This is a genomic window from Streptomyces sp. NPDC107562 (genome assembly GCF_055657325.1).
Window position 1 is genome coordinate 63,515 of sequence record NZ_JBVKBE010000017.1, and the last position, 23,275, is coordinate 86,789.

The following is a 23,275-nucleotide window of genomic DNA, read 5'->3' on the forward strand; positions in this document are numbered from 1 at the left end:
GTGGGGTGTGGCTGGTCGCGCAGTTCCTCGCGCCCCTGGTAGGCGCCCTGCTGTCGCGGGTGAAGGGCTCGCGTGGCGGGTGTCCTTCGGGGTGTTACTGGGAGCGGTCTTCCAAGTAGCGGGTGTGGGATTCCTGGCGGCGGGACTCTGTTTCTCGCAGGGTGGTGGCCAGGCGTTCCGCCTCCTCGTGGAGCAGGGCGAGCTGGCGTTCCAGATGCTGTTCCGGTGGCTCCTGCCCCGGGGTCATCCGGTGCCACCAGCGGGTGCGCACGAAGGCGTCGACGGCCTCGGGCACGTCCTGCCGGACGGCCCGGGACAGCGTGTGCACGCCCTCGGGGTCCTGGGCCAGCACCTCGGCGACCCAGCCGGGTTCCAGCAGTGCCCGCAGCAGCCCGGTCAGGTCGTCGAGCCGCGCCGCCGCGGCCGGCGGCAGCTCCACGTCCGCCAGGTAGGCGCCCAGCCGTTCGAAGTCCCCGCGCACCTCGTCCAGCTGGGCCGACGGATCCGGGAAGTCGGGCAGCGCCGGCCGCTCCGGCGGCGCGATCAGCGCACCCGCGCCGTACAGGCCGGCGACCACGACGGGCCAGTAGGGACCGGCCACACCCGTGAAGGTGAGCACCAGGCCCAGCAGCCCGCAGGCGCATCCGGTGAGGTTCTTGCGGGACTCCAGGTACGTCAGTGCCTTACTGGTAGCCACGGATCTCCTCGAAGGCGCCGTCCAGCGAGCCCTGCTGGGCGTCGAAGAGACGGCCGCCGGTCAGCTCGGCGATACGCTCCAGCTCGGCGCGGTCGGAGTCGCCGAACAGGATCGGGAAGACGGGGATGTCGCGCTGCTCGCCGGTGAGCGAGCCGTGGAACGTCTCGAAGTCCGCGGCCGTCTCGCCGGCCGTGTTCTCCCCGTCGGTCATCAGCACGATCGATGTGAACGCCTCGTCGTCGGCGCCCAGATGCTCGTACGCCTTCTCCAGCGAGGTGTAGATCGCCGTGTCGCCCTGCGCCTGCAGCGCCCGGGTGTCGCGGCGGATCCCGTCGAGGCCGCGCTGCGGGTCCGCCGGGTCCACGACATGGGTGCGCACGCTCTTGACCTCAGATCCGAACGGCATCAGCGTCACCTCCTCACGGTCCCGGAAGTCCGCGGTCAGCCCCGTCAGCGCCGCCTTCAGCCGGGTCAGCCGCTCGCCCAGCATGGAGCCGGAGGTGTCCAGCACGTACACCGTGCGCGAGGGGCGGCGCAGCTCGTTCTCGTACGAGTCGAGCAGCCCGTCGGCGACGGAACGGCTGCCCGGGAAGGGCAGTTCGCGCCGCCTGGTGGCGTCCAGGCCCGAGGCCGGGGGGACGGAGGCCACGACGGGGCGGCGGTGGGTGCGGTCGGTGATCGCGCGCTGGGTCTCGGGGCTGCGCAGGCTCTCGGCGAGCCGGCGCACGTTCTCGCGGGCCTCGGGTCCGGCGCCGGCCAGGGAGGAGAGCGGGTAGTCGGCGGTGACCACACCGTCCTTGGGGCGGATCACCGTCAGGTCCGGGATGCCCTTGAGGACCGACTCGTAGTTGAGCAGCGCGTCCACGGTGCCGCGCCGGGTGTACGCGCCGGCCAGCCAGCCCGAGGAACCCGACGTCAGCTTCTGCCCCTTGAAGAACTCCCGCAGCCGCGGCGTCGCCTTGCGCACATCGGCGTCGGTCAGCGCGGACTGGGCCCCGGAGAGCGCGGAGGCGACGGAGACCAGGGTGGCGAAGCCGGAGTTGGAGCGGGCCGGGTCGGTCATGCCGTAGGTCAGCTCGCCGTCCGCGACGGCCTGCTCGACCTGTGACCAGGTGACGTCCTCGGGGGACCAGCCGAGGCCGCGCACGGTGGCCGGCTTCACGCCGATCGCGACGGGGCTCGACATGATCGGCGTCTCCGACACCACCTTGCCGCGCGCCTCAGGGCGCAGGCGCAGATAGTCGTTGGAGGCGAGCCACACCGCGTCGTAGGCCTGGTCCGCCTTGCCCCGCGCCAGCAGGTCCACGGCGTCGAGGGTGCCCATGTACGTGGGCCGCACGGTGATCCCGGTCCGCTCGCGGACCTGGTCCAGGACGGGGGCCATGTCGCTGAGTTCGCTGGAGGCGAGGACGCGCAGGGTGCCGGGTGCGGCGGCCGTGGGGTCGTCGTCGGGGGTGTCCTGCCCGGTGGTGCACGCGGTCAGGAGGGTCAGGGCGGCGAGGGTGAGGGCCGCGATCCGGTGTCTCATCGGTGGCCTCCTTCGAGGGCGCCCTGGGCGCGGCTGCGCTCCAGATGGGCGCCGGCGCTCTGGAGTTCGCTCGTCAGCGACTCGACGGTGGCCGCCATCGCCTCGGTGGCCTGCACCTTGTAGGTGTCGATGGCGTCGAGGGTGCGGTAGATCTGCTGGAAGGCGCTCCGCAGGGTCTCCGCGCCGACCGCCGGGTCCGCGGCGATCCGCTGGATCTCACCGGACTGCGTGGCAAGCATCTCGGCGTTGCCGCGGATGAGTTCCTCGGTGGTGCCGCGCAGGGCGTTGACCTGGTCGACGACCTTCTTCTGGTTGTCGAGGGCGGACGCCAGCATCACGGAGATCCGCAGCGCCGAGACGGTGGTCGTCGCGGCCCGGTCGACGCCCTTGATCAGCTCGTCGTTGTTGCGGCGTACGACGTCCATGGCGAGGTAGCCCTGCGCGCACACGGCGAGCTGGGTGAGCAGGTCCTGGTGCTTCTGGCGGACGGGGAAGAGGACGTCGGCGCGCAGCGTGTCGGCCTGCTGGGGGTCGGCGACCCTCGCGATGTGCTCCTCGACGGCGCTGTCCAGGGCCTCGGTCAGCACCACGTACTCCTGGAGCTTGCCCATGGTCTCCCACAGCCGGACCCGCTCGGTCTGCAACGCGGCGCTGTCACGGCGCAGTTCGTCCTGTCCGCCGCGCAGCGACCCCACGATCTTGTTCAGGGTGCCCTGCGCGGAGGCGTACTTGGCGACGTGGTCGCGCAGCTTGTTGCCGCCGGGCAGCCGGGAGAGGAACTTGCGGCCCTTGCCGGTGGGCAGGTCGCGCGGGTCGAGGTCCTCGACGACCCGCCGCAGCTCCACCAGCGACCCGGCGACCTTCGTCTGCGCGTCCCCGCCCTTGCTGGGCAGGCTGCGCACGGTCCGCTCCAGCATGCGGTTGGACTGCGCGGCCGCGGTGCGCATCTCGCCCGCGCCGAGTGCCGTGATCTCCCCGACCTTGCCGGCGAACTCGGGGGAGCGGGCGTCCAGCGCGGCGAGCCCCGCGATGTAGTCGGCGGCCTTGCGGGCCATGTCGCCGCGCACCCCGTCGTCGACGGGGACGAGTCCGCCGGCCTTCTCGCGCGGAACCGGGGAGACCGGCTCGGGCGGCGTGAGGGTGAAGGAGTCGTCGCGGCTGGCGCTGGTGTTCTGACTGGCGCTGTGGCCGAGGTCGTAGTCGCTCATCTGGCTGATCCCCCTATCCGCGCGCCCGGCGCGCCATCTCGTGCAGCACCTCGGAGGTGGGCACGGGCACCTGTCGCACGTTCAGCTTCGGCATGAGGTAGTCGGTGTGGTCGGCGGTGGCCGCGGTGAACTCGGCGGCGGCGTCCTGCGGGCGGAAGCCGTGACGGGCGGCCAGCTTGCGCAGCACGGGGTCGGTGGAGAGGAGCTGGCCGAGGGCGCGGCCCTCGTGGGTCAGCGGTACGACGGTGTGGTCGCTGGTGGCGGTGGTGTCCAGGTAGAGGACGACGAGGTCGTCGATGCCCTGGCCCTGGCCCAGCAGCGAGGCGACCTGGGACTCGTAGACGAGGACGAGCGGATTGCCGGCGCCGCTGACGAAGTCCCGGAAGGCGCCGTCCGAGCTGGACTGCTGGGCACCCTGCACGGTGGTCAGCTTGCGCAGCAGCGGCGCGGTGCGCCCGATGTCGGCGTCGCTCGCGACCACCTTGCCGCCGTTGTCGACGTAGGAGGCGGCGGCGAGGTAGAGGGCGCCGGAGTTGGAGGTGACGGGATCGGTGCTCGCGATGTAGAGCGTGCCGCGCAACTCGCCGTACTTCTTGGACCCCTTGAGCTGCTGCCAGGTGCGATCCTTCCGGGCGGCGTCGAGATAGGCGTTCATCCGCAGGACGCCGCGGTGGGCTTCGTCCAGGGTGGCCAGTCCGTTTGCCTGAAGCACCTCGGCGGCGCCCCGGTGGGCCACGGCGACGAGGGGCGAGTAGAAGGGGCGCGGCAGCGGCTGCTGCGCCTTGTACTTGGCGGCGAGCGCGTCGGCGGGCGCCTTGCTGGAGGGGAAGGCGAAGTCGTAGCCCGCCAGGTCCAGTTCCTCCATGGCCCACGAGCCGGACGGCTCCGCCTGCACGGTGTAGCCCTTGGCGGCAAGGGCGTCCACCACCTGGGGGTCGGCGAAGAACTCCGTCTTCTCCGACCCGACCACGCCACGCACGGTCTTCGTTGCCGTGCCCTGGTCCCCGTTGTCCCGGCCCGCCACGACGGCCGCCACCACGCCGCCGATCAGCAACACCGCGAGGACAATCCCTGCGATTCGTCTCACGCCGGGGAGCGTGCTCCCGGAACCCAACGTTCCCCGGCTTCCGGGGTGAACGACGGGTGACTTGAAGGTCCCGGTACGCAACGCCCGCTACGGCGGGCGCACTTGTGGCACCCGGTCCGCGCGTCGCTGCGGGTGCACGCGGACCGGGGCCGCACGAGAGGCCCTGACGGGCTCAGTGGGCGGCGAGCTCTCGGGGGCCGAGAGCGGCCGCGTGCGCGTCCATCCGCTCGGCCGCGAGGATCGCCACCGCCGTGTCCGCCCGGGACGCGGCGACCACCAGCGTCCGGCCGGCGAGGGCGTGGGCGCGCCGGTGCAGCGCGGCGAGGTGCGGCGCGGCGGCCGCCGTCGCCGAGGTGCGGGCCGGCGTACGGCCTCCCCGCAGCCGGGCCACCTGCTCGGCGAGCCGGACCGCCGCGGTGTCCAGGTCGGTCGACGGGGCCAGCGCGCGCAGCTCGTCGGTGACGGCGAGCAGCGCGGCGAGGTGTCCCGCGAGCTGGATGTCCAGCTCTTCCTCACGGGAGCGGTGGGGGAAGTCGGAGGGGGTGCCGGCCATCGTGTGGACCGACTTGTCGCGGATCGGTTCGTACATGGGATGGCCTCCTGTGCTCGGCAGAAGCCATCCTACCTTAGATTTCGTCTAAAGTTGAGCCGGTCACCCATCAGGGATCCGCGTATCCGCAGCGTGAGCCTCAGGGCTGGCTGTAACCGTCCAGGAACCGGGCGATCCGGTCGATCGCGTCCCGCAGATCCACGACCGAGGGCAGGGTCACGACCCGGAAGTGATCGGGCTCGGGCCAGTTGAAGCCGGTGCCGTGCACGACCATGATCTTCTCGCGCCGGAGCAGGTCGAGCACCAGCCGGCGGTCGTCCTTCACCTTGAAGATCTTGGGGTCGAGGCGGGGGAAGAGATACAGGGCGCCCTTCGGGCGCACACAGGTCACGCCCGGGATCTGCGTCAGCATCTCGTGGGCGACCTCCATCTGCTCCCGCAGGCGGCCGCCCGGCAGCACCAGGTCGTTGATCGACTGGCGTCCGCTGAGCGCGGCGACCACGCCGTGCTGGCCCGGCATGTTCGCGCACAGGCGCATGTTGGCGAGGATCGTCAGGCCCTCGATGTAGGAGTCCGCGTGCGCGCGGGGGCCGGAGATCGACATCCAGCCGACCCGGTAGCCGGCCACGCGGTAGGCCTTCGACATGCCGTTGAAGGTGAGGGTCAGCAGGTCGGGGGCGACCCGGGCCGTCGGGACGTGCACGGCGTCGTCGTAGAGGATCTTGTCGTAGATCTCGTCCGAGCAGACCAGCAGGTTGTGGCGGCGGGCGATGTCGGTCAGGCCCTTGAGCACCGCCTCGTCGTAGACCGCGCCGGTCGGGTTGTTCGGGTTGATGATCACGATCGCCTTGGTGCGGTCGGTGACCTTGCGCTCGACGTCGGCGAGGTCCGGCATCCAGTCGGACTGCTCGTCGCAGCGGTAGTGCACGGCCGTACCGCCGGACAGCGACACGGCGGCCGTCCACAGCGGGTAGTCCGGCGCCGGTACGAGGACCTCGTCGCCGTCGTCCAGGAGGCCCTGCATGGCCATGGTGATCAGCTCGGAGACGCCGTTGCCGATGAAGACGTGCTCGACGTCCGTCTCGATGCCGAGGGTCTGGTTGTGCATGACGACCGCGCGGCGGGCGGCCAGCAGACCCTTCGCGTCGCCGTAGCCGTGGGCCGTCGAGACGTTGCGGAGGATGTCCTCCAGGATCTCCGGCGGGCATTCGAAGCCGAAGGCGGCCGGGTTGCCGGTGTTCAGCTTCAGGATGCGGTGGCCGGCCGCTTCCAGGCGCATCGCCTCTTCGAGTACCGGGCCCCGGATCTCGTAACAGACGTTGGCGAGCTTCGTCGACTGGATCACCTGCATGTCTGGGAGCTTACGGCCGCCCGCCGCCCCCGGCGTCGTGTCTTCCACCACGTGAGACACCCCGCGACAGGGGCTGTGCACCCTCGACGCCCCCGCGGCCACGGCGTATCCCTAGAATGCGGCGGCATGTCAGAGCCCACCGGAACGGGTGACCCCCAGGGTCCGCCGAACGTGTACGTGCAGCAGGAGCCGGTACGTCCGCCCGCCTACGAGGAGTACACCGACCCGGCCGCCGCGCACGGCTGGCAGAACGCCTACGACGAGACGCGCGAGCTGCCCGCGGTGACGGTCCCGGTGCCGCGTGGCTCCCGCCGCAAGCCCGGTCCCTGGCGCCGCCGGCGGGTGGCGGTGGCGGCCGGCGCGGTGGGCGCGGTGGGCGCCGCGGCGCTGATCGCCGGCTTCGCCGGGTCGGGCTCCGGCGGCGGCACGCAGGGCGGTCAGGACCGGACGCGGTCGACCCCGGACGCCTCCGGCGGTGCTGAGCCCTCGTCCTCCCCCGGGGCGGACGAGGACGCCTCCGCCGTGCCGGCGCGGGACGGCGCGAACCCCTCGGCGTCCGCGCCGGCCCCGGACCCGTCGCGGAGCGCGGGTGACGTCAGCGCCTCGCCCACCCCCTCCGGGGCCGGCCCCACCGCGTCCGCCACGACCCCCGGCGCCACCGAGAGCTCCTCGGTCGACGGACCGGGCAACGCCAACGGCAATCCGGGGCACGGACGCGGCGGCACCAAGGGGCCCAAGTGACCGGTCACCGGGGCGTTCGGCGCACCGAGCGGCCCGCCAGGACGTCCGTGCGGCGGCCGTCCTCGATGACGAACCGGCCGTCGATCAGCACGTGCGGGATGCCCGTCGGGAGCGTGCGCGGATGCGCGAAGGTGGAGCCCGCCGCGACCGTGGCCGCGTCGAAGAGCACCAGGTCGGCCCGGTAACCCTCGCGGACCACGCCCCGGTCGGGCAGCCGCAGCCGGGCCGCCGGGCGTCCGGTCAGCCGGGCCACGCACTCCTCCAGCGACAGCACCCCCAGCTCCCGCACGTACCTGCCGAGGTAGTGCGGGAACGTGCCGTACGCGCGCGGATGCGGCTTGGCGCCCTGGAGGATGCCGTCCGAGCCGCCCGTGTGGACCCGGTGCCGCATGATCGCCCGGACGTTCTCCTCGTGCCCGACGTGCTGGAGGATCGTCGGGCCGAGGCGGTCCTCCACCAGCAGCCGGCGGGCGGTGACCCAGGGGTCCTCGCCGCGCAGGGCCGCCGAGTCCTCGACCGTACGGCCCACGTACGCCTCCAGGGCCGGGTCGCTCACTCCGGAGATCTCGATCGTCTCCCACTCGACCGGTACGCCGTGACAACCGTCCGCCCCGACGACCTCCAGGTCGTGCCGGATCCGCTCGGCCGTCGCGTCGTCCGCGAGCCGCCGCAGGATCGCCTCCGGGCCGCCCTCGCTCGCCCAGCTCGGCAGCAGCGCCACCAGCGTCGTGCAGCCCGGGGTGTAGGGGTAGGTGTCCAGGCTGATGTCGGCCCCGGCGGCGAGGGCGTCGTCCAGCAGGGCCAGCAGTTCGGGCGCTCGGCCCTTGTTGACGCCGAAGTTCATGGTGGCGTGTGCCAGGTGCAGCGGGCAGCCGGCCTCCCGCGTCAGGGCGACCATCTCCTCGTACGCCTGCAGGGCCCCGGCGCCGTACGAGCGGTGGTGGGGGCAGTAGTAGCCGCCGTACCGCGCCACCACCCGGCACAGCTCGGTCAGTTCGCCGTCCTCGGCGTACATGCCGGGCGTGTAGGTCAGCCCGGACGACATCCCGACCGCGCCCTGCTCCAGGCCCTCCGCGACGAGCCGGCGCATCCGGTCCAGCTCCTGCGGGGTGGCCTCGCGGTCCTCCCAGCCGACGGCCAGCGCGCGGACCGTTCCCTGGGGGATCAGATAGGCCGCGTTGACCGCGACGCCCCGGTCCAGCCGGTCCAGGTACTCGCCGACCGAACGCCAGTCGAAGTCGATGTCGTCGCCGTGGCCGTTCCATCCGGTGATGGCGCGGCGCACCTCGGCGAGCGTGCGGTCGTCGACGGGGGCGTACGACAGCCCGTCCTGGCCCAGCACCTCCAGCGTCACGCCCTGGGCGGCCTTCGCGCTGTGGTCGGGGTCGCGCAGCAGGGCGAGGTCGCTGTGGGCGTGCATGTCGATGAAGCCGGGCGACAGGACGAGGCCCTCCGCGTCCAGCTCCCTGGTGGCGGTGGGGCGCTGGCAGCCCGCCGCCGCCGCTTCCTTGACGATCGAGACGATCCGGCCGCCGTCCACCACCACGTCGGCGCGGTACGCGGGGGCACCGGTGCCGTCGACGACGTCCGCGTCACGGATGACGAGGTCTGCCATGCCGGGCCTCCTAGAAGAACGTGCGGATGTACTCGACGACCGTGCCGTCCGCCTCGGCCACCGGGATCAGCTGCCACTTGTCGAACGACGTGCACGGGTGGGACAGGCCCATGCCGAGCCAGTCACCGACCTGGAGATCCGCCTGAGGGGCGGTGCGCAGCCAGGCGTGCTGGTCGGACAGCGCGGTGACCTCCACGCCGGTCGCCGGGCGCTCGGCGCCGTCCCGGCGGACGACCTGCGCGAAGGGCAGGTCCAGGTCGTAGGCGGCGTCCCGCTTGCCGGCGTTGACGAAGGCCTGCTCCGCCGACGGCCGCGACACCACCTGCGCCCACAGGCGGAACGCGGGCTCCAGCGCGCCCTCCTCGGCGACCCGGTTGAAGGGCGTCAGCTTGCGGTAGTGCCCGTCGTCGTGCGAGACGTACGCGCCCGAGCGCAGCAGCTTCAGCACCGGCAGGCTCAGTTCGGGGATCTCGGCGAACACGTCGGCCACCGCGTCGAACCAGGCGCTGCCGCCCGCGCTGACCACGATCTCGTCCAGCCCCTGGAAACGGCCCGCCTTGTCGAAGTCCGTCGCCAGTGCCACCAGCCGGCGCAGCCACGCGTGCACGCGCTCGGGGTTCGCGCCGGGTACCTCGCCCTCGTAGCCCGCGACGCCGACCAGGCGCAGCGCCGGTGCGGCGGCCACCGCGTCGGCGATCTCGGCGCACTCCGCCTCGGTGCGCACGCCGGTGCGGGCGCCGTCACCGGCGGCCAGCTCGACGACGACGTCCACCGGGCGCTCGGTGCCGCGCAGTGCGGCGTCCATCAGCTCGACGCCGCGCACGGAGTCGACGTAGCAGACGAACGTGAAGGAGGGGTCCTCGGCGAGCTCGCCGGCGATCCACCGCAGGGCCGCCGCGTCCACCAGCTCGTTGGCCAGGAAGACCCGTCGGACGCCGAACGCCCGCGCCACCCGCACCTGGTGCGGCACGGCGAGCGTGATGCCCCAGGCACCGTTGTCGATCTGCCGCTGGAAGAGCTGCGGGGCCATGGTGGTCTTGCCGTGCGGGGCGAACGCCAGACCGTGGCGGTCGGCGTACGTCGCCATGAGCCGCAGGTTGTGCTCCAGGTGCTCGGCGGAGAGCGCGAGGACCGGGGTGGTGAAGCCGCCGGTGAACAGGTTCCGGCGCTGGGCGGCGAGATCCGCCACGGTCAGCCCGTGGGCGTCGGGCGGGAGGCCCTTGAAGCGGTGGTCGACGCGCTCCTCCGTGAGGGCGGCGAGCGCTTCGGCGGCGGTGGTGGTGCCGGGGTCGAGGGCCATGGAGCCTCCCTGATCTGGTGCGTTGCGAAGTGTGCAACGTCCATTGCGTATGTCGCTTACTGCTGTCTAACATCTCGGCCAACGCGGGGTCAACGGAGCCGCCACGACCCGCGACGTCGACGAGGAGTCCTGACCATCGTGACCGCCAACGGCCCTTGCACCGCCCCCGACGTCGTGGACGTCGTCGCGCTCGGCGAGTCCATGGTCACGTTCCTGCCCTCCCGGCCCGGCCGCCTCGCCGATGTTCCCTCCTTCGATCGGGGCATCGGCGGCGCCGAGTCCAACGTGGCCTGCGTGCTGGCGGCAGCCGGGCACACCACGCGGTGGGTGAGCAGGGTCGGTGCGGACGGCTTCGGCGACCACCTGGTCGAGGCGGTCGGAGCGTACGGCGTCGACGTGTCGGCGGTCCGGCGGGACCCGGCGCGCCCGACCGGCGTGTACTTCCGCACCGCGGGGGACCGGGCGGGCGACGGCCACGAGGTGGCCTACTACCGGGCCGGGTCGGCGGCGTCCGCGATGAGCGCGCGGAACGTCGACATGGCGGCGGTGCGCGCCGCCCGCGTCCTGCACCTCTCCGGCATCACGGCCGCGCTGTCGGCGGACTGCCTGGGTCTGCTGCGCGAACTGACCGCCCCCGTGGCCGGGCGCCCGCTGATCTCCTTCGACGTCAACCACCGGCCCGGTCTGTGGCGGGACGCAGCCGGCGCCCGGCTCCTGCTGGAACTCGCGCGGCGCGCGGACCTCGTGTTCGTGGGGGAGGACGAGGCCGAGGATGCCTGGGGGGCGACCGGGGGTCCGCAGGCGATCCGGGAACTGCTGCCCGAGCCGCGGACGCTGGTGGTGAAGCAGGGCGCCGCCGGAGCCACGGTGTTCGAGCGGGGGCCGGAGCGCGAGGGCCGCGCCGACGCCGACGCCCATGCCGGCGCAGACGTACATGCCGACGCCGACGCCGACGCCGACGCCCCTGCCGGCGCCGACGCCGGCGCCGACGCCGCCCCCGGCGCCGATGCCGACCCCGTGGGCGACGGTGGGGCGGTCGGGCCCGGCCGGGTCAGCGAACCCGCTCCGCGCGTCGACGTCGTCGCCTCCGTCGGCGCCGGAGACGCCTTCGCCGCCGGGTTCCTCTCCGCCACCCTGCGCGGCCTGCCCGCCCGGGACCGTCTGCGGCACGGACACCTCATGGCCGCCGCCGCCCTGACCGTCCCCGGCGACCTCGCCACCCCCGCGACGCGCCGGCACGCCGACCGGCTCGCCGCCCTGGACGACGACGCGTGGGGGACACTTCGACTCGGCCCCGGCTGGACGCACGCCGTTGATCGGGCCCCGAAGGAGGTACGTACGCCATGAGTCAGACCGTCGACCGCGCGCTGAGCATCCTGCCGCTGCTCGCGGAGGGCCCCGCCGACCTCGGGCAGGTCGCCGACCGGCTCGGCGTGCACAAGTCCACCGCGCTGCGCCTGCTGCGCACCCTCCACGAGCACGGTTTCGTCTACCGCCAGTCCGACCAGCGCTACCGCCTCGGCGCCCGGCTCTTCGCACTCGCCCAGGAGGCGATGGAGAACCTCGACATCCGCGAGATCGGGCACCCCCACCTCGTACGGCTGAACGAGCAGTGCGGGCACACCGTGCACCTCGCGGTGTACGAGGAGAACGAGGTCCTCTACATCGACAAGGTGGAGAGCCGCTACCCGGTGCGGATGTACTCGCGGATCGGCAAACCCGTCGCCATCACGGTCGCCGCCGTCGCCAAGCTGCTGCTCGCCGACCTTCCCGAGCACGAGCGCCGCGCCCTCGCGGAGAAGCTCGACTACCCCCTGTACACGGCTCGTTCGACGCCGAACCCCGAGGCCTTCCTCCGGGAGCTGGCCAAGGTGCGCGAACAGGGCTGGGCCACCGACCTCGGTGGCCACGAGGAGTCCATCAACTGCGTCGCCGCACCGATCCGCGGCGCGGACGGCCGGGTCGTCGCCGCGATGTCGGTCTCGGCGCCCAACGTCGTCGTCACCGGCGACGAACTCCTCACCCTGCTCCCGCTGGTCCGCCGCACCGCGGACGCCATCAGCGGCGAGTACTCCGGCAGGACCCCGACGAAAGAGCTGGCATGACCGAGAAGACCGCCCTCACCCCCACGACCCACACCACCCCGCCCGCGAAGTTCTCCCACGGCGTGCGGAAGGGCAACATCCTCCAGGTCGCCGGCCAGGTCGGCTTCCTGCCCGCCGTCGAGGGGCAGCCCCCGACGCCGGCCGGCCCGGGCCTGCGGGAGCAGACCCTCCAGACGCTCGCCAACGTCAAGGCGATCCTCCAGGAGGGCGGCGCCTCCTGGGACGACGTGATGATGATCCGCGTCTACCTCACGGACGTGGACCACTTCGCCGAGATGAACGCGCTCTACAACGCGTACTTCGAGGAGCAGGGCCTCACCCAGCCGCCGGCCGCGCGGACCACCGTGTACGTCGGCCTGCCCGCCGGTCTCCTGATCGAGATCGACGCCCTCGCCGTTCTCGGCTGAGCGCCCCCTCACCTTCCGCACCCCGATTGCCGTCACGGCACGGCGCCCTCTCCCCTTGGCCGCCGTGCCGTGATCCCCCATGCCCGAAAGCACCATGTGTTGACGCAGAGGACCCCCGCATGTCCTACATATCCGCCGCGCCGTCCCCGGAGACCCCACCCCACACCGGCGGGCTGCTGCTCCTCGTCGACGGGACGGCAGGCCTCCTGACCGTCGCCGCGATCGGTATCGCACTGCTGCTCTTCCTGATCATCAAGGTCCGCCTCCAGCCGTTCGTCGCCCTCCTCGCGGTCTCCATCACCGTCGGCCTGATGGCCGGCCTGTCGGTCACCGAACTCTTCGGCACCGTCCAGAAGTCCGACGCCGTCTCCACCATCGAGTCCGGCATGGGCGGCATCCTCGGCCATGTCGCGATCATCATCGGCCTCGGCACCATGCTCGGCGCGATCCTCGAAGTCAGCGGTGGCGCCGAGGTGCTGGCCTCCCGGCTGCTCGGCCTGTTCGGCGAGAAGCGCGCGCCCCTCGCCATGGGCCTGACCGGCCTGATCTTCGGCATCCCGGTCTTCTTCGACGTCGGCATCTTCGTCCTCGCGCCGCTCGTGTACGCCGCCGCCAAGCGCTCCGGCAAGTCGGTGCTGCTCTACTGCCTGCCACTGCTGGCCGGCCTGTCGATGACCCACGCCTTCCTGCCCCCGCACCCCGGCCCCGTCGCCGCCGCCGGTCTGCTCCACGTCGACCTCGGCTGGGTCATCCTCATGGGCGTCGTCTGCGGCATCCCCGCCGTGCTGGCCGCCTGGGCGTACTCGGCGTGGATCGGCCGCCGGATCTTTGTGCCGGTCCCGCAGGACATGGCCGAGGCGGCCGAGGAGGCCAAGCGCGCCGTGCTCGACGAGCAGCGGGCGGGCGGCGTGGAGCCCCGTGAGGCGCCGGTCGGGCTCGGCACCGTCCTCGCCATCATCGGCACGCCGCTGATCCTGATCCTCGCGGCGACCTTCTCCTCCATCGCCCTGGACCCCTCCACCCTGCGCTCGGTGGTCGAGTTCTTCGGCCACCCGTTCGTGGCCCTCACCCTCGCGCTGCTGCTGGCGTACTACCTCCTCGGCATCCGCCGCGGATGGTCGCGCAAGTCCCTGGAGACGGTGTCCACCTCGTCCCTCAAGCCCGTCGGCAACATCCTGCTCGTGGTCGGCGCGGGCGGTGTCTTCGGCGCCGTCCTCAAGGCGAGCGGTGTGGCCCAGGCACTGTCGGACACCTTCAACGACGTCGGCCTGCCGGTGCTCGTCCTCTCCTACCTGATCTCGCTCGTCCTGCGGGTCGCCCAGGGCTCGGCGACGGTGGCGATCGTGACGACGGCCGGCATCGTGGCCCCGCTGCTGACGGAGGGCGACCACTCCCAGGCGTTCGTGGCCCTGGTCATCATGGCCATCTCCGCGGGCTCCATCTTCGCCTCGCACGTCAACGACGGCGGCTTCTGGATCGTCGCCAAGTACTTCGGCATCAGCGAGCGGGACACGCTGAAGACGTGGACGGTGCTGGAGTCGGTGCTGTCGGTCGCCGGATTCGCGGCGGCGGCGGTGCTCAGCCTCTTCGTGTAGGCGGCGCCGCGAGGGGCGCGTCCAGGTCCGTACCCGGCCCTGGACGCGCCCCGTTTCCGACCCGTTCGCGACCGGGCCGTGCGCTGCAATGGAAGGGCGGAACGGGCTTGTGAGGGGCACGGGGCGGTGCGATGCTGATCGTCATGCCGCCGCCGCCGCCTCACCCGCTCGATCACGAAGTGGTCCTCGCGGAGGTGCGCAAGGTGCGACGAGCCGGGGTCGTCAGACTGCGGGAACTCGCCCTGCCGGCGCTCGTCGAGGCCGCCCGTGAACTTCCGCGGGGAGACGGCGAGTTACCTGGGGGGCCGGTGGAGAAGGTGTTACGGCTCGCCGTCTCCCGGATGGGCGGCGGCACCCTCCAGACCGCCGCCGAGTACAGCCTCGGCCTCGCCCAGGGCACCCGGGACTGGCCGGCCGCCGACCGGCGCCGACGGGCCGCCCAGGTGTACGGGGTGAGCGTCGAACGGTTCCGCAAGCACCACGAGTTCATGGTCCTCGGCCAGGTCGCGGAACAGATCGTGCAGGGTGCCGACCACAGGGCCGCCGATCACCACAGGGCCGCCGATCACCACAGGGGCGCCGACCGGCACCAGGGCGCCGGCCACGACCGCGCCGCCGCCGTCCCGGCCGCCGGACCCGGCCCCGCGAGGGCGCCGCGTGACCGCGTCCCCGCCGCGCACCGGGCGCTGCGCGTCCGGGTGCAGCGCCGTACCGTGCCCGTCACCGTGCACGTCCACTCGGTGGACCTGCTGCGCGACATCGACGTCGTGGTCTCCCCGTCGAACACGTACTTCGCACTGCCCGCGCCCTACAAGTCGTCCGTCGCCGCGACCCTGCGCCGGGCGGGGGCGCGCAGGGACCCCACCGGGGGACTCGTCGAGGACCGCGTCCACGACGAGCTGGGGGCGTGGGCCGCCCGGCACGGGGCTCCCGGCCGGGCGGCCCTGCCGGGCACGGTCGCCGTCACCTCCGCGGGCGCGCTGGCCGGTCAGGGCATCCGGCGCATCTACCACGTGGCCGTCGCCGTGCCCCGCCCCGAGACCAACGACTACGACGTCCAGCCCGCCGACATCACCCGGGGCGTGACCCGCGTCTTCGCCCTGCTCGCCGAGGAGGCCCGCCGGTGCGACCCACCGCCGCGGTCGGTCTGCCTGCCGCTGCTCGGCGCGGGGCGCGGCGGACTGACCCCGCTGGAGAGCTTCGGCGCGCTGTGGGCGGCCGTCGAGGCCGAGCTCGCCCGGGGCGCCGACTGGGACATCCACTTCGTGGTACGCCGCCATGCCCGTGCCGACCTGCTGGAACGGCTGCTCACGGCCGTGGGGGAGGAGTGATGGGGCATCCCCCGTCCGAACCGGCCGACCCGTACCTCACCCTCGCCGCCGCGGCCGCCCACTGGGACCGGGTGGCCGCGCGGCTCGGTGCGGACACCCGGGCCCGGCTGGCCGAGTTGCTCACCGTCGTCCGCCACGCCGACGCCCCCGGCCGGCACTCCTGCGCCGTGCAGGCCGCGGGGCTGTTGCGGCAGCGGCTGCCCGACGAGTTCGGCGCCGCCGCGCAGGCACGGCTGGCCGGCGTGCACACCGCGCAGGACGGCCCGCCGACCGTGCAGGGGTTCGGGACCGAGGACCTGGCCGTGCTGCTGATCGACGGGCACCGCATGGTGGGACCGGTGCTCGGGCCGGTGCGCGAACGGCTGCTCGCGGAGCCCGCGCTGGACGCCGAGACCGTGCGGCGCGCGGGCGGCGAGCCGTACGCGCCGGACCTGATCCGGCTGCGCGGCGCCGGCGGGCGGCCGCGGCTGCCGAGGTTCCAGTTCTCCGAGGAGACCCTGCCCTGGCTGGTGGTCCTGGAGGTCAACGCGCTGCTGGACGCCGGGCACGACCCCTGGGGCGCCGCCGACTGGTGGCTCAGTGCCAACGCCTGGCTCGGCACCAGCCCCGTCCGGCTGCTGGGCACCGGGCGGGACCGGCAGCTCGTCGAGACCGCGCGGTTCCTGATGGACAGCGAGGGTGGGTGACCGGCATGCCCAACTACCGCCCGCCCGACGCGCTCACCGGCACCCCCGGCAAGGTGACACTGGCCCGTGGCACCCTGCTCCACCGCATCCACGGCTCGCACCGCGACGCCGCCGGGTTCAACCCCCGGCCCTCCCACTGTCTCTACGGGGGTGGCCGCTTCGACGCCACCTCCTGCGACCGGTACGGCTACCTGTACGCCGGTCTCGGCGCGGCCGCCGCCGTGTGCGAGACGCTGCTGCGCTCCCTGCCGTTCGACCCGGCGGGCGGCCCCCGCCTGCTTCCGCACCGGGCCGTCGAGGGGCGCCGGCTCAGCACGTTGCGGCTCACCGCCGACCTCTGCGTGCTGCCGCTGATGAGCGCGCAGGACCTCGCCGCCGTGCACCAGGACACCTGGCTGGTGCACACCGAGGCGCACGAGTACCCGTACACCCGGGACTGGGCCCACTGGATCCGCCGGCACACCCAGCCGTGGGCGCAGGGCATGGTGTGGGCGTCCAAGCGGGAGCCGGCGGACCGGACCGTGGTGCTGTTCGGCGACCGCTGCCCGGACGGCGTGCTGCGCTGCGAGGACGACGGGACCGTGGACTTCGGCACCGCCGAGGGCCGGGAATGGCTGAACTCCGTGCTGCTGCCGTACCACGTCCGACTTGCCCCCTGAGGGGCCATGCCGAGACAGCCCGCCCACGACGCCCTGGAAAGCCCGGCCTGTGACCGCTGACGACGACCGAGACCTCGTCGAGGACCTCCGCGCCCAGCGCGAGGAGGTCCTCGACACCCTCGCCGCGACCGCCTCCGACGACCCGGACGCCCCCACGCTGTGCGCGCTCGCCGGGGAACTCGGTTACCGGCTGCACCTCCTGGCGGGCGACCCGGAGGACCTGGAGCGGGCGGCCGAGGCGTTCGCGCTGGCCTTCAGGACGCCCGGCGACCATGCGGACTGGGCGGCCTGGCGCATCGTGTTCGGCCATGTGAGGGCCCTGCAGTACGACCTCGACCCCCGCCCCGGACTCCTCGGCACCGTCTGGGAACTGCTCACCGAGGGCACCGCCGCGCTGCCCCGTGACGACCCCGAGTACACCTTCGCGCGCGAGCTGGGAGCGCAACTCCTGGCGGCCTGCGCCAAACAGCGCTACCAGGAGTGCGACGGACCCGCCGCGCGGCGCCTCGAACTGCTCGACGAGGCGCTGCGCCGGCACGCGGCTGCCGCGGCGACACAGGTGCCGGGCAGCCAGGACGCCGTGGAGCTGGCCGAGGCGCAGGGATTTTTGCGTCTGGAGCGCTGCGAGCTGGACCGGGTGCCGGCGGACGCCGAGGCCGCCGCCGCCCACTACCGGTCGGTGCTCGACGCCGCGCTGCCCACCAGCGATCTGCCGCTGGTCCGCTACAGCCTGGGCCTCGCCCTGATGGTGCACGGCCGGGTGACCACCGATCGGGACGAACTGGAGCAGGCCCGCGAGGAGTTCGGCACCGCGCTGCTGGAGGCACGGCAGCGGCTCGGCCGTGAGCCGTCCTGGGCGTGGGAGGCCGGGATCCGCAGCGCCCTGGTTCGCTTCCTGCTCTGGGCGCACTGGAAGGACCACGCGCAGGCCGCCGCGGCCGAGGTCGAGCTGAACGGGCTGCTCGCCGACCCCGACGACGTCGCGCGGCTCACCCCGGTGTTCCTCGACAGCTTCGGGCGGCTGCTGTACGAGCGGGCGAGCGTGCGCGGTGACGGACCCGGCAGGGACCGGGCGATCGGGCTGATCCGGCGGGCGGTCGACATGTGGGAGCCCGCACGGGACGGGCAGGTCACCGTGACCGCGCTCTTCCTCGGGATGTTCCAGCAGAGCCGCTACCGGGACGACCCCGACCCGGGGCGGCTGCACGACGTCACCGAGAGCTGTGCGCGGGTCCTCGCCGACGAGGCCTTCTCGCCCGAGCTGCGCAAGGTCGCCCAGATGATGGGCCTGTGGGCCTGGACCACCCTGGAGGAGACGCACGGCATCACACCCGCCTCGCCGGACGACGTCCCGGAGGCGATGCGCCTCGAAGGCGCCCGCGACGCCTACCTCGGCATGCTCGACGACCTCGACGGCGGCGGCATCGGCTCGCTGAACTTCGGCGACTCCGACGACGACTTCCCCGGCATCTTCAAGGGCCTGGGCGGCAGCGGCGCGCTCACCGAGGCCTTCGACCAGGGGTACGCCTCCTTCGCCGCCCAGCGGGACGCGTCGGGCCGCGCCTTCCTCGCCCTCAACCTGCTGTCGCAGGGCATGCTCCTCGACCCGCACGGCACCCACGTCACCGAGGCGCAGAAGACGGAACTGATCGACACCGTCCTGGCACACCGCCCGGACGACCCCGCGTGGCAGCGCAGGGCGCACGCCGTGGTCGCCCAGGCGCGGCTGCGGGACGAACTCAGCGGCTCAGGACGCGGCATGGACGCCGTCCTCGACCATCTGGCACAGGCCGACGCGGCGGGCGCGGGCGCGGTGTCCGGCGACGGGGGCGCGGGTCCGCCGCACGGCACGGGCGCCGGTGCCCCACCGGTCGGCGGAGTCGAGGACCGGCTCGGACAGGGCATCGACATCGCCCGGTTCGCCGCCATGAGCCACCGGGGGCAGACCGGCGGGGCCGGCGACGACGTGGAGGCCGCCGGCGAGATGTGGCAGCGGCTGCGCGACAACCCCGCCCTCTCGCCGTACCTGCGCCGTGTGATCGGCGCCCAGCAGGCCGGGTTCGAGGCGCACGCCGCCGCCCTGCGCGGCGACCTCGCGGCGACCGACGCCCACCTGACCGAACTGCTCACCGTGCACGGCGAACTCGACCCGGACGACAGCACACGCCTCGAACTGTGGACGCTGCTGGAGAACGCCCGCTCGGCCCGCGACCGCCTCGCCCAGGACCTCGGCGCCCCGCCCGCGCCCCCGCTGCCCGGCCGCCCCTCCCCGGCCGAGCTGCGCCGCGGGGCCCGTGGCCTGCCGCGCGACCAGCGGGCCTGGGTGCTCGGCGACAACGGCATCAACCACTTCATGCGCGCCGGACGCTCCGGCGACCCGGTCGCCGTCACCGAGGCGATGGAGCTGATCCAGGAGGCGTACGACCTGGTCGACGAGGGCAGCGACAGCAAGCTGCGCTACGGCTACTGCCTGGGCGTCGGCCACTGCGGACTGGCCGAGGCCCAGCGCCTGCCCACGGCCCGCGCCCGCCATCTCGCCCAGGGCATCGCGCTGCTGGAGGCAGCCTTCGCCATCGCCGGCGGCCCCGAGCACCGGCTCTACGCGGGCGCCGGACTCGCCCTCGGCCGCGCCTACCGCACCCGCGGCGAACTCCGCCGGGACGACAAGGGCCTGGGCCGCCGCACCGGCCTGGACGCACTGCGCGGTCACGCCTGGGCGGCGCTGCTCCAGTCCGGTACCGAGCACGCCGCGCAGGCCGTGGCCATGGCGACCACGACCGCGCTGGAGGTCGCCGGCTGGTGTCTGCGCGACCACGCCCTCGACGAGGCGGTGCAGGCCCTCGACGCCTGCCGCGGCCTGCTGCTGCACGCCGCCACCACCTCGCGCACGGTGCCCGAGCGCCTGGCCGCGGCGGGCCATGACGCCCTGGCCGAGGAATGGCGCGCCGCGGGCCTCGCCCCCGAGTCCGCCGACCCGCTCACCGCGCTCCGGACACCCGTGAGCGTCCCGAGCGCCCTGCGCCGCCGCGTCCTGGCCGCCCTCACCGGTACGGACACCACCCAGGACCGCCTCCTCGACCCGCCGGCCACGGACGAGATCGCCACCGCACTGCGCACCCTGCGCAAGGACGCCCTCGTCTATCTGGTCCCCGCCGGTGAGGACACCCCCGGCAGCGCCGTCGTCGTCACCTCCGGCGGCGCCGTCCACTCCGTCCCGCTGCCGACGCTCACGGAGAACGCGGGCCCGCTGCGCGAGTACGCCCGCGCGCCGCACGCCGACGCGGTACGGCTCGCCGAGGACGCGCGGGACGTGTCACCGTTCGGGACGGACCCGGACGAGGCCCGCGTCATGAAGCCGGCGCCCGGCTGGTCCGGCACCAGGCCGGCCCTGCCCTCGCTGCGGGAGCGGCTCGACCGGCTGTGCGGCTGGGCCTGGTACGCCGCGATGCGCCCGCTCCTCGACGTCTTCGCCACCCGCACCGGGCGGGCACCGCGGCTGGTGTTCGTGCCGATGGGCACGCTGGGTCTGGTCCCGTGGCACGCGGCCTGGGCGCAGGGCGCGGACGGGCGGCGCCGCCACGCCCTGGAGGACGCGGAGATCTCGTACGCCGCCTCGGCCCGTCTCCTGTGCGATGTGGCCGCGCGCCCCGAGGCCGTCCACTCGGGCGCGGCGCTCGTCGTCGGCAACCCCACCGGGGACCTGCGCTGGGCCGGAGAGGAGGCGGACGCGGTGCAGCAGGCGTTCTACCCGCGCGGCCGTTTCCTCGGGTGGCGTGCGCACGGCGGTGCGGAAGGGCCCGGCACCCGGCAGGAGGTGCTGTCCTGGCTGAACGACGCGGAGGGCCCCGACGAGGAGGGCGCCGTGCTGCACCTCGCCTGCCACGCCTCCATCGCCCGCACCGCCCGCCGGACCGCCCACCTCTCCCTGCACGACGGGGAGCTGGCGGCCGAGGAACTCACCGAGGCGGTCGCCTCGTCGGGCCGCGGCAGGCTCGGTCTGGTGGTGCTGGCCGCCTGCCGCAGCCATGTGTCGGGGCGCGGCCACAACGAGGCGTTCAGCCTGGCGACGGCGTTCCTGGTGGCCGGTGCCCGCTCGGTGGTCGGCTCGCTGTGGCCGGTGCCGGACGAGGCGACCTCGGTGCTGATGTTCCTGACCCACCACTTCCTGCGCGCCGAGGGCGAACCGCCCGCCAGGGCGCTGCGCCGGGCCCAGTTGTGGATGCTGGACCCGGACCGCGAGCCGCTCGCCGGCCTGCCCGCCCTGCTCGCCGAACGGGCCGCACGCGTCGACCCGGACGACCTGAGTGCCTGGGCCGGGTTCACACACCTCGGCCGGTAGCCGGTACGACCGTGCGCAGGGGAACCGTCCGGGTCGCCCAGCGCACGGCCGCGTCTCCCCTGACCGGGCCCGCCTTCCGGTCCCGGTGCCCCTCGAACCGCAGCACTCCCCAGGCCCCGGGACCGGGGCGGCGGGAGACGACCCTCTCCGGGTCCCAGCCCGGCAGCCGGAACGAGGTCGTGCGCAACTCGTCCTCCGCGACGATCAGTTTCAGCCAGTCCCGGCATTCCGCGCCCGGTACGACGGGCCGTCCGGCGGGCAGCGACAGCTCGACGGGTTCGCCCCCCAGGGCGTACGCGGTACAACCGGGGCCGATGAACTGGCCCGGAACGAGCGCCGGGTCGGCGGAGTAGTCGTGGTCGGTGAGGTCGAGCAGGACGCACCACAGCGAACGGTGCGGGGAGCGGTTGTGCAACCGGATCGAGACCCACGGCTCGCGCCGACCGTCCGCGGCCTCCGGGGCGTAGGCGCAGACGAGGTCGCCGCTACCGTCCGGCAGCAGGGGCCCGCTGCCGGGCGCGTCCCACGGGACGACCTCCACCTGCACGAGGTTGTCCAGCACACCGGGCCGGGAGGTGAGGTCGCGCAGCTGGTGCCAGCGGGTCAAATGGGTCAGGCAGTCCACCACGCGCCAGGCGTCGTCCTGCGCGGTGAAGGGCAGCGGGTCCACGAAGTCCGTCCCGTCCCGCCCGAGCACGCGCGCGCGGCCCCCGTCGACCACGACCCGGAAGTGCAGATCCGCGAACTCCCGTGGCTCGTCGGCGAGGCTGAGCAGGGGGGCCGGGCCGCCCCCGGGACCGTGCGTCGCGACCGTCGCGCGCAGCAGGTCGCCGGCGGCCCCCTCGGGCGCGCTCACCGTGGCGGGCGGCGTGGCCAGCGCGGTCAGGTTCACCGGGTACACCTGATCCGGATCGGGCGCCCAGCCGACCGGATCCACCAGTGTCCGGTCGGGCCGCACCGAGCGGGCCCGCACGACCGCGCCCAGCAGCGCGCCCCTCGGCCCCGCCACCGAGAACTCCGTGCCCTCGGCGCCCTTCCCGTCCGCCAGCCCGTGACCGCTGCCGCAGTCGACCTCCCACCCCTCCGCCGCGTTGCGCAGCAGATGCTCTCCGGCCGTCCGCGCGACCGCACCCCCGAGGAACGGCAGATCGGCGCTACCGCCCGGCGTCTCGGGATACAGCACCGGCCGCTGCAGCCCGCCGGAGCGCCGCACGCGCGCGTGGGCCGCGGACAGCAGGTGCCGGTAGGTGGTGTCGGGGCCCGCCGTGCGCACCGCCCCCAGCAGGGCGTACGTGAACGCGCCGTGCCGTCTGCCGCCGTAGTCCCCCTCGTACGACAGCTGGTCGAGCCGGCAGGCCGCGAGCAGCACATGCCGGGCGGGATCCTGCGGCAGCACGACCTCGCGGGTGGCCGGCGGCGCCCACTCCCACTCCGGGCGCGGTGGCGCGTACCGCGGGGTCAGGCCCTCGGGCAGGTCGTACCGGGTGGCCCCGCCGGAGTAACAGCAGTCCAGCACCGCGACCACGTGCGCGCCGCGCGCGGCGACCGCGTCGAGCAGCGCGCCGAGCCGCTTGTCGGGCAGCGGGCCGTCCGCGCACACCAGCGCCTGGCTGAAACCGGTGGACTCGGTCAGCAGGTCCGCGCCGGTGGCGGGCAGCGACGTGCCGTGCCCGGAGAACCAGAACAGGGCGGTGTCCCCGGGCCCTGCCGCTCCCAGGAACCCGCTGATGCCGTCCTCGACCGCGGCCACCGTCGCCGCGCCGTCCAGCACGGTCCGCACCCGGGCGCCGCCCCCCGTGCGGGCGGTCAGCAGCCGGTGCGCCTCGGCGACGTCGTTGAGACAGCCTTTGAGCGGCGCCGCGATCGCGGCCGGATAGTCGTTGATGCCCGCCATGAACGTGTGGATCGACCCCATGCCGGGCAGTCTGTCAGCCCACCCCGGGCCGTGACGTGTGTGAACTGGGCGGCAACGGGGCGAGTTCGGGGCAGGAGCTGGTTTTCCGAATGCCAAGTGTCCGATGAGGTCGCACTATTGACGGGACGTCACTACGCTTCGTCTCTTGCCATCGCTCATGC

Annotated in this window: 18 protein-coding genes; 9 read left to right on the forward strand and 9 right to left on the reverse strand. The window is 73.8% G+C overall.

The features are described from left to right. Positions 1-94: 94 nt before the first annotated feature. The 6 genes from ACZ7LV_RS33560 to ACZ7LV_RS33585 all read right to left on the reverse strand — a co-directional run bounded on the left by ACZ7LV_RS33560 (position 95) and on the right by ACZ7LV_RS33585 (position 6,421). Positions 95-697, reverse strand: coding sequence for a hypothetical protein (locus ACZ7LV_RS33560; RefSeq protein ID WP_471945015.1), 603 nt, complete (start codon positions 695-697; stop codon positions 95-97). Continuing rightward, the gene (locus ACZ7LV_RS33565; protein WP_471945017.1) at positions 684-2,225 is read right to left on the reverse strand and encodes a substrate-binding and vWA domain-containing protein; all 1,542 of its coding nucleotides are present in this window, start codon (positions 2,223-2,225) and stop codon (positions 684-686) included. Before ACZ7LV_RS33565 ends, ACZ7LV_RS33560 begins: the two co-directional genes overlap by 14 nt. Continuing rightward, on the reverse strand, positions 2,222-3,433 hold the full coding sequence (locus ACZ7LV_RS33570; RefSeq protein ID WP_471945019.1) for a toxic anion resistance protein: 1,212 nt from the start codon (positions 3,431-3,433) through the stop codon (positions 2,222-2,224). Before ACZ7LV_RS33570 ends, ACZ7LV_RS33565 begins: the two co-directional genes overlap by 4 nt. Before the next feature lie 13 nt (positions 3,434-3,446). Further along, entirely contained in the window at positions 3,447-4,520 is a 1,074-nt protein-coding gene (locus ACZ7LV_RS33575; protein WP_471945021.1) for a hypothetical protein, read from the reverse strand. 172 nt (positions 4,521-4,692) lie between these two features. After that, the gene (locus ACZ7LV_RS33580; protein WP_471945023.1) at positions 4,693-5,109 is read right to left on the reverse strand and encodes an SCO4983 family protein; all 417 of its coding nucleotides are present in this window, start codon (positions 5,107-5,109) and stop codon (positions 4,693-4,695) included. Between the two features lie 100 nt (positions 5,110-5,209). After that, the gene (locus tag ACZ7LV_RS33585; protein ID WP_471945025.1) at positions 5,210-6,421 is read right to left on the reverse strand and encodes a pyridoxal phosphate-dependent aminotransferase; all 1,212 of its coding nucleotides are present in this window, start codon (positions 6,419-6,421) and stop codon (positions 5,210-5,212) included. A 126-nt stretch (positions 6,422-6,547) separates the two neighbouring features. On the opposite strand from ACZ7LV_RS33585, the gene ACZ7LV_RS33590 reads away from it, so the two are divergent. Then, complete coding sequence (locus tag ACZ7LV_RS33590) at positions 6,548-7,162, forward strand: hypothetical protein (protein ID WP_471945027.1); 615 nt, start codon at positions 6,548-6,550, stop codon at positions 7,160-7,162. A 4-nt stretch (positions 7,163-7,166) separates the two neighbouring features. Here ACZ7LV_RS33590 and ACZ7LV_RS33595 read toward each other — a convergent pair whose 3' ends face one another. Both ACZ7LV_RS33595 and ACZ7LV_RS33600 read right to left on the reverse strand, forming a co-directional pair. After that, on the reverse strand, positions 7,167-8,777 hold the full coding sequence (locus tag ACZ7LV_RS33595; RefSeq protein WP_471945029.1) for an N-acyl-D-amino-acid deacylase family protein: 1,611 nt from the start codon (positions 8,775-8,777) through the stop codon (positions 7,167-7,169). A 10-nt stretch (positions 8,778-8,787) separates the two neighbouring features. Next, positions 8,788-10,077 carry an amino acid deaminase gene (locus tag ACZ7LV_RS33600; protein ID WP_471945031.1) on the reverse strand — a complete coding sequence of 430 codons (1,290 nt, stop codon included), beginning with the start codon at positions 10,075-10,077 and terminating at the stop codon, positions 8,788-8,790. Between the two features lie 138 nt (positions 10,078-10,215). Between ACZ7LV_RS33600 and ACZ7LV_RS33605 the strand changes: the two genes are divergently transcribed. From ACZ7LV_RS33605 to ACZ7LV_RS33640, 8 genes are all read left to right on the forward strand, one after another. Then, positions 10,216-11,424, forward strand: coding sequence for a sugar kinase (locus ACZ7LV_RS33605; protein ID WP_471945033.1), 1,209 nt, complete (start codon positions 10,216-10,218; stop codon positions 11,422-11,424). After that, positions 11,421-12,182, forward strand: a complete 762-nt coding sequence (locus ACZ7LV_RS33610; protein WP_385387117.1) for an IclR family transcriptional regulator — start codon at positions 11,421-11,423, stop codon at positions 12,180-12,182. The genes ACZ7LV_RS33605 and ACZ7LV_RS33610 overlap by 4 nt, the downstream gene beginning before the upstream one ends. Beyond that, positions 12,179-12,589, forward strand: coding sequence for a RidA family protein (locus ACZ7LV_RS33615; RefSeq protein ID WP_401672651.1), 411 nt, complete (start codon positions 12,179-12,181; stop codon positions 12,587-12,589). The genes ACZ7LV_RS33610 and ACZ7LV_RS33615 overlap by 4 nt, the downstream gene beginning before the upstream one ends. Before the next feature lie 119 nt (positions 12,590-12,708). Beyond that, positions 12,709-14,184 carry a GntP family permease gene (locus tag ACZ7LV_RS33620; RefSeq protein ID WP_471945035.1) on the forward strand — a complete coding sequence of 492 codons (1,476 nt, stop codon included), beginning with the start codon at positions 12,709-12,711 and terminating at the stop codon, positions 14,182-14,184. Positions 14,185-14,315: 131 nt separating this feature from the next. Next, positions 14,316-15,515, forward strand: a complete 1,200-nt coding sequence (locus tag ACZ7LV_RS33625; protein WP_471945037.1) for a macro domain-containing protein — start codon at positions 14,316-14,318, stop codon at positions 15,513-15,515. Beyond that, positions 15,515-16,201 (forward strand): hypothetical protein, encoded by a 687-nt coding sequence (locus ACZ7LV_RS33630; protein WP_471945038.1) that lies wholly within the window; start codon positions 15,515-15,517, stop codon positions 16,199-16,201. Before ACZ7LV_RS33625 ends, ACZ7LV_RS33630 begins: the two co-directional genes overlap by 1 nt. 5 nt (positions 16,202-16,206) lie before the next feature. Continuing rightward, complete coding sequence (locus ACZ7LV_RS33635; protein ID WP_471945039.1) at positions 16,207-16,860, forward strand: RES family NAD+ phosphorylase; 654 nt, start codon at positions 16,207-16,209, stop codon at positions 16,858-16,860. Positions 16,861-16,909: 49 nt separating this feature from the next. Continuing rightward, positions 16,910-21,199 (forward strand): CHAT domain-containing protein, encoded by a 4,290-nt coding sequence (locus ACZ7LV_RS33640; protein WP_471945040.1) that lies wholly within the window; start codon positions 16,910-16,912, stop codon positions 21,197-21,199. Here ACZ7LV_RS33640 and ACZ7LV_RS33645 read toward each other — a convergent pair. Next, positions 21,180-23,114 (reverse strand): caspase family protein, encoded by a 1,935-nt coding sequence (locus ACZ7LV_RS33645; protein ID WP_471945042.1) that lies wholly within the window; start codon positions 23,112-23,114, stop codon positions 21,180-21,182. The two genes, ACZ7LV_RS33640 and ACZ7LV_RS33645, sit on opposite strands and share 20 nt — an antisense overlap. Positions 23,115-23,275: the final 161 nt, after the last annotated feature.

What these genes read in the sequence shown, in the direction of transcription:
- ACZ7LV_RS33565 (WP_471945017.1), bottom strand. Translation starts at nt 2,225, where the DNA reads ATGAGACACCGGATCGCGGCCCTCACCCTCGCCGCCCTGACCCTCCTG.
- ACZ7LV_RS33570 (WP_471945019.1), bottom strand. Translation starts at nt 3,433, where the DNA reads ATGAGCGACTACGACCTCGGCCACAGCGCCAGTCAGAACACCAGCGCC.
- ACZ7LV_RS33580 (WP_471945023.1), bottom strand. Translation starts at nt 5,109, where the DNA reads ATGTACGAACCGATCCGCGACAAGTCGGTCCACACGATGGCCGGCACC.
- ACZ7LV_RS33585 (WP_471945025.1), bottom strand. Translation starts at nt 6,421, where the DNA reads ATGCAGGTGATCCAGTCGACGAAGCTCGCCAACGTCTGTTACGAGATC.
- ACZ7LV_RS33590 (WP_471945027.1), top strand. Translation starts at nt 6,548, where the DNA reads ATGTCAGAGCCCACCGGAACGGGTGACCCCCAGGGTCCGCCGAACGTG.
- ACZ7LV_RS33595 (WP_471945029.1), bottom strand. Translation starts at nt 8,777, where the DNA reads ATGGCAGACCTCGTCATCCGTGACGCGGACGTCGTCGACGGCACCGGT.
- ACZ7LV_RS33600 (WP_471945031.1), bottom strand. Translation starts at nt 10,077, where the DNA reads ATGGCCCTCGACCCCGGCACCACCACCGCCGCCGAAGCGCTCGCCGCC.
- ACZ7LV_RS33610 (WP_385387117.1), top strand. Translation starts at nt 11,421, where the DNA reads ATGAGTCAGACCGTCGACCGCGCGCTGAGCATCCTGCCGCTGCTCGCG.
- ACZ7LV_RS33615 (WP_401672651.1), top strand. Translation starts at nt 12,179, where the DNA reads ATGACCGAGAAGACCGCCCTCACCCCCACGACCCACACCACCCCGCCC.
- ACZ7LV_RS33620 (WP_471945035.1), top strand. Translation starts at nt 12,709, where the DNA reads ATGTCCTACATATCCGCCGCGCCGTCCCCGGAGACCCCACCCCACACC.
- ACZ7LV_RS33625 (WP_471945037.1), top strand. Translation starts at nt 14,316, where the DNA reads ATGCTGATCGTCATGCCGCCGCCGCCGCCTCACCCGCTCGATCACGAA.
- ACZ7LV_RS33630 (WP_471945038.1), top strand. Translation starts at nt 15,515, where the DNA reads ATGGGGCATCCCCCGTCCGAACCGGCCGACCCGTACCTCACCCTCGCC.
- ACZ7LV_RS33635 (WP_471945039.1), top strand. Translation starts at nt 16,207, where the DNA reads ATGCCCAACTACCGCCCGCCCGACGCGCTCACCGGCACCCCCGGCAAG.
- ACZ7LV_RS33645 (WP_471945042.1), bottom strand. Translation starts at nt 23,114, where the DNA reads ATGGGGTCGATCCACACGTTCATGGCGGGCATCAACGACTATCCGGCC.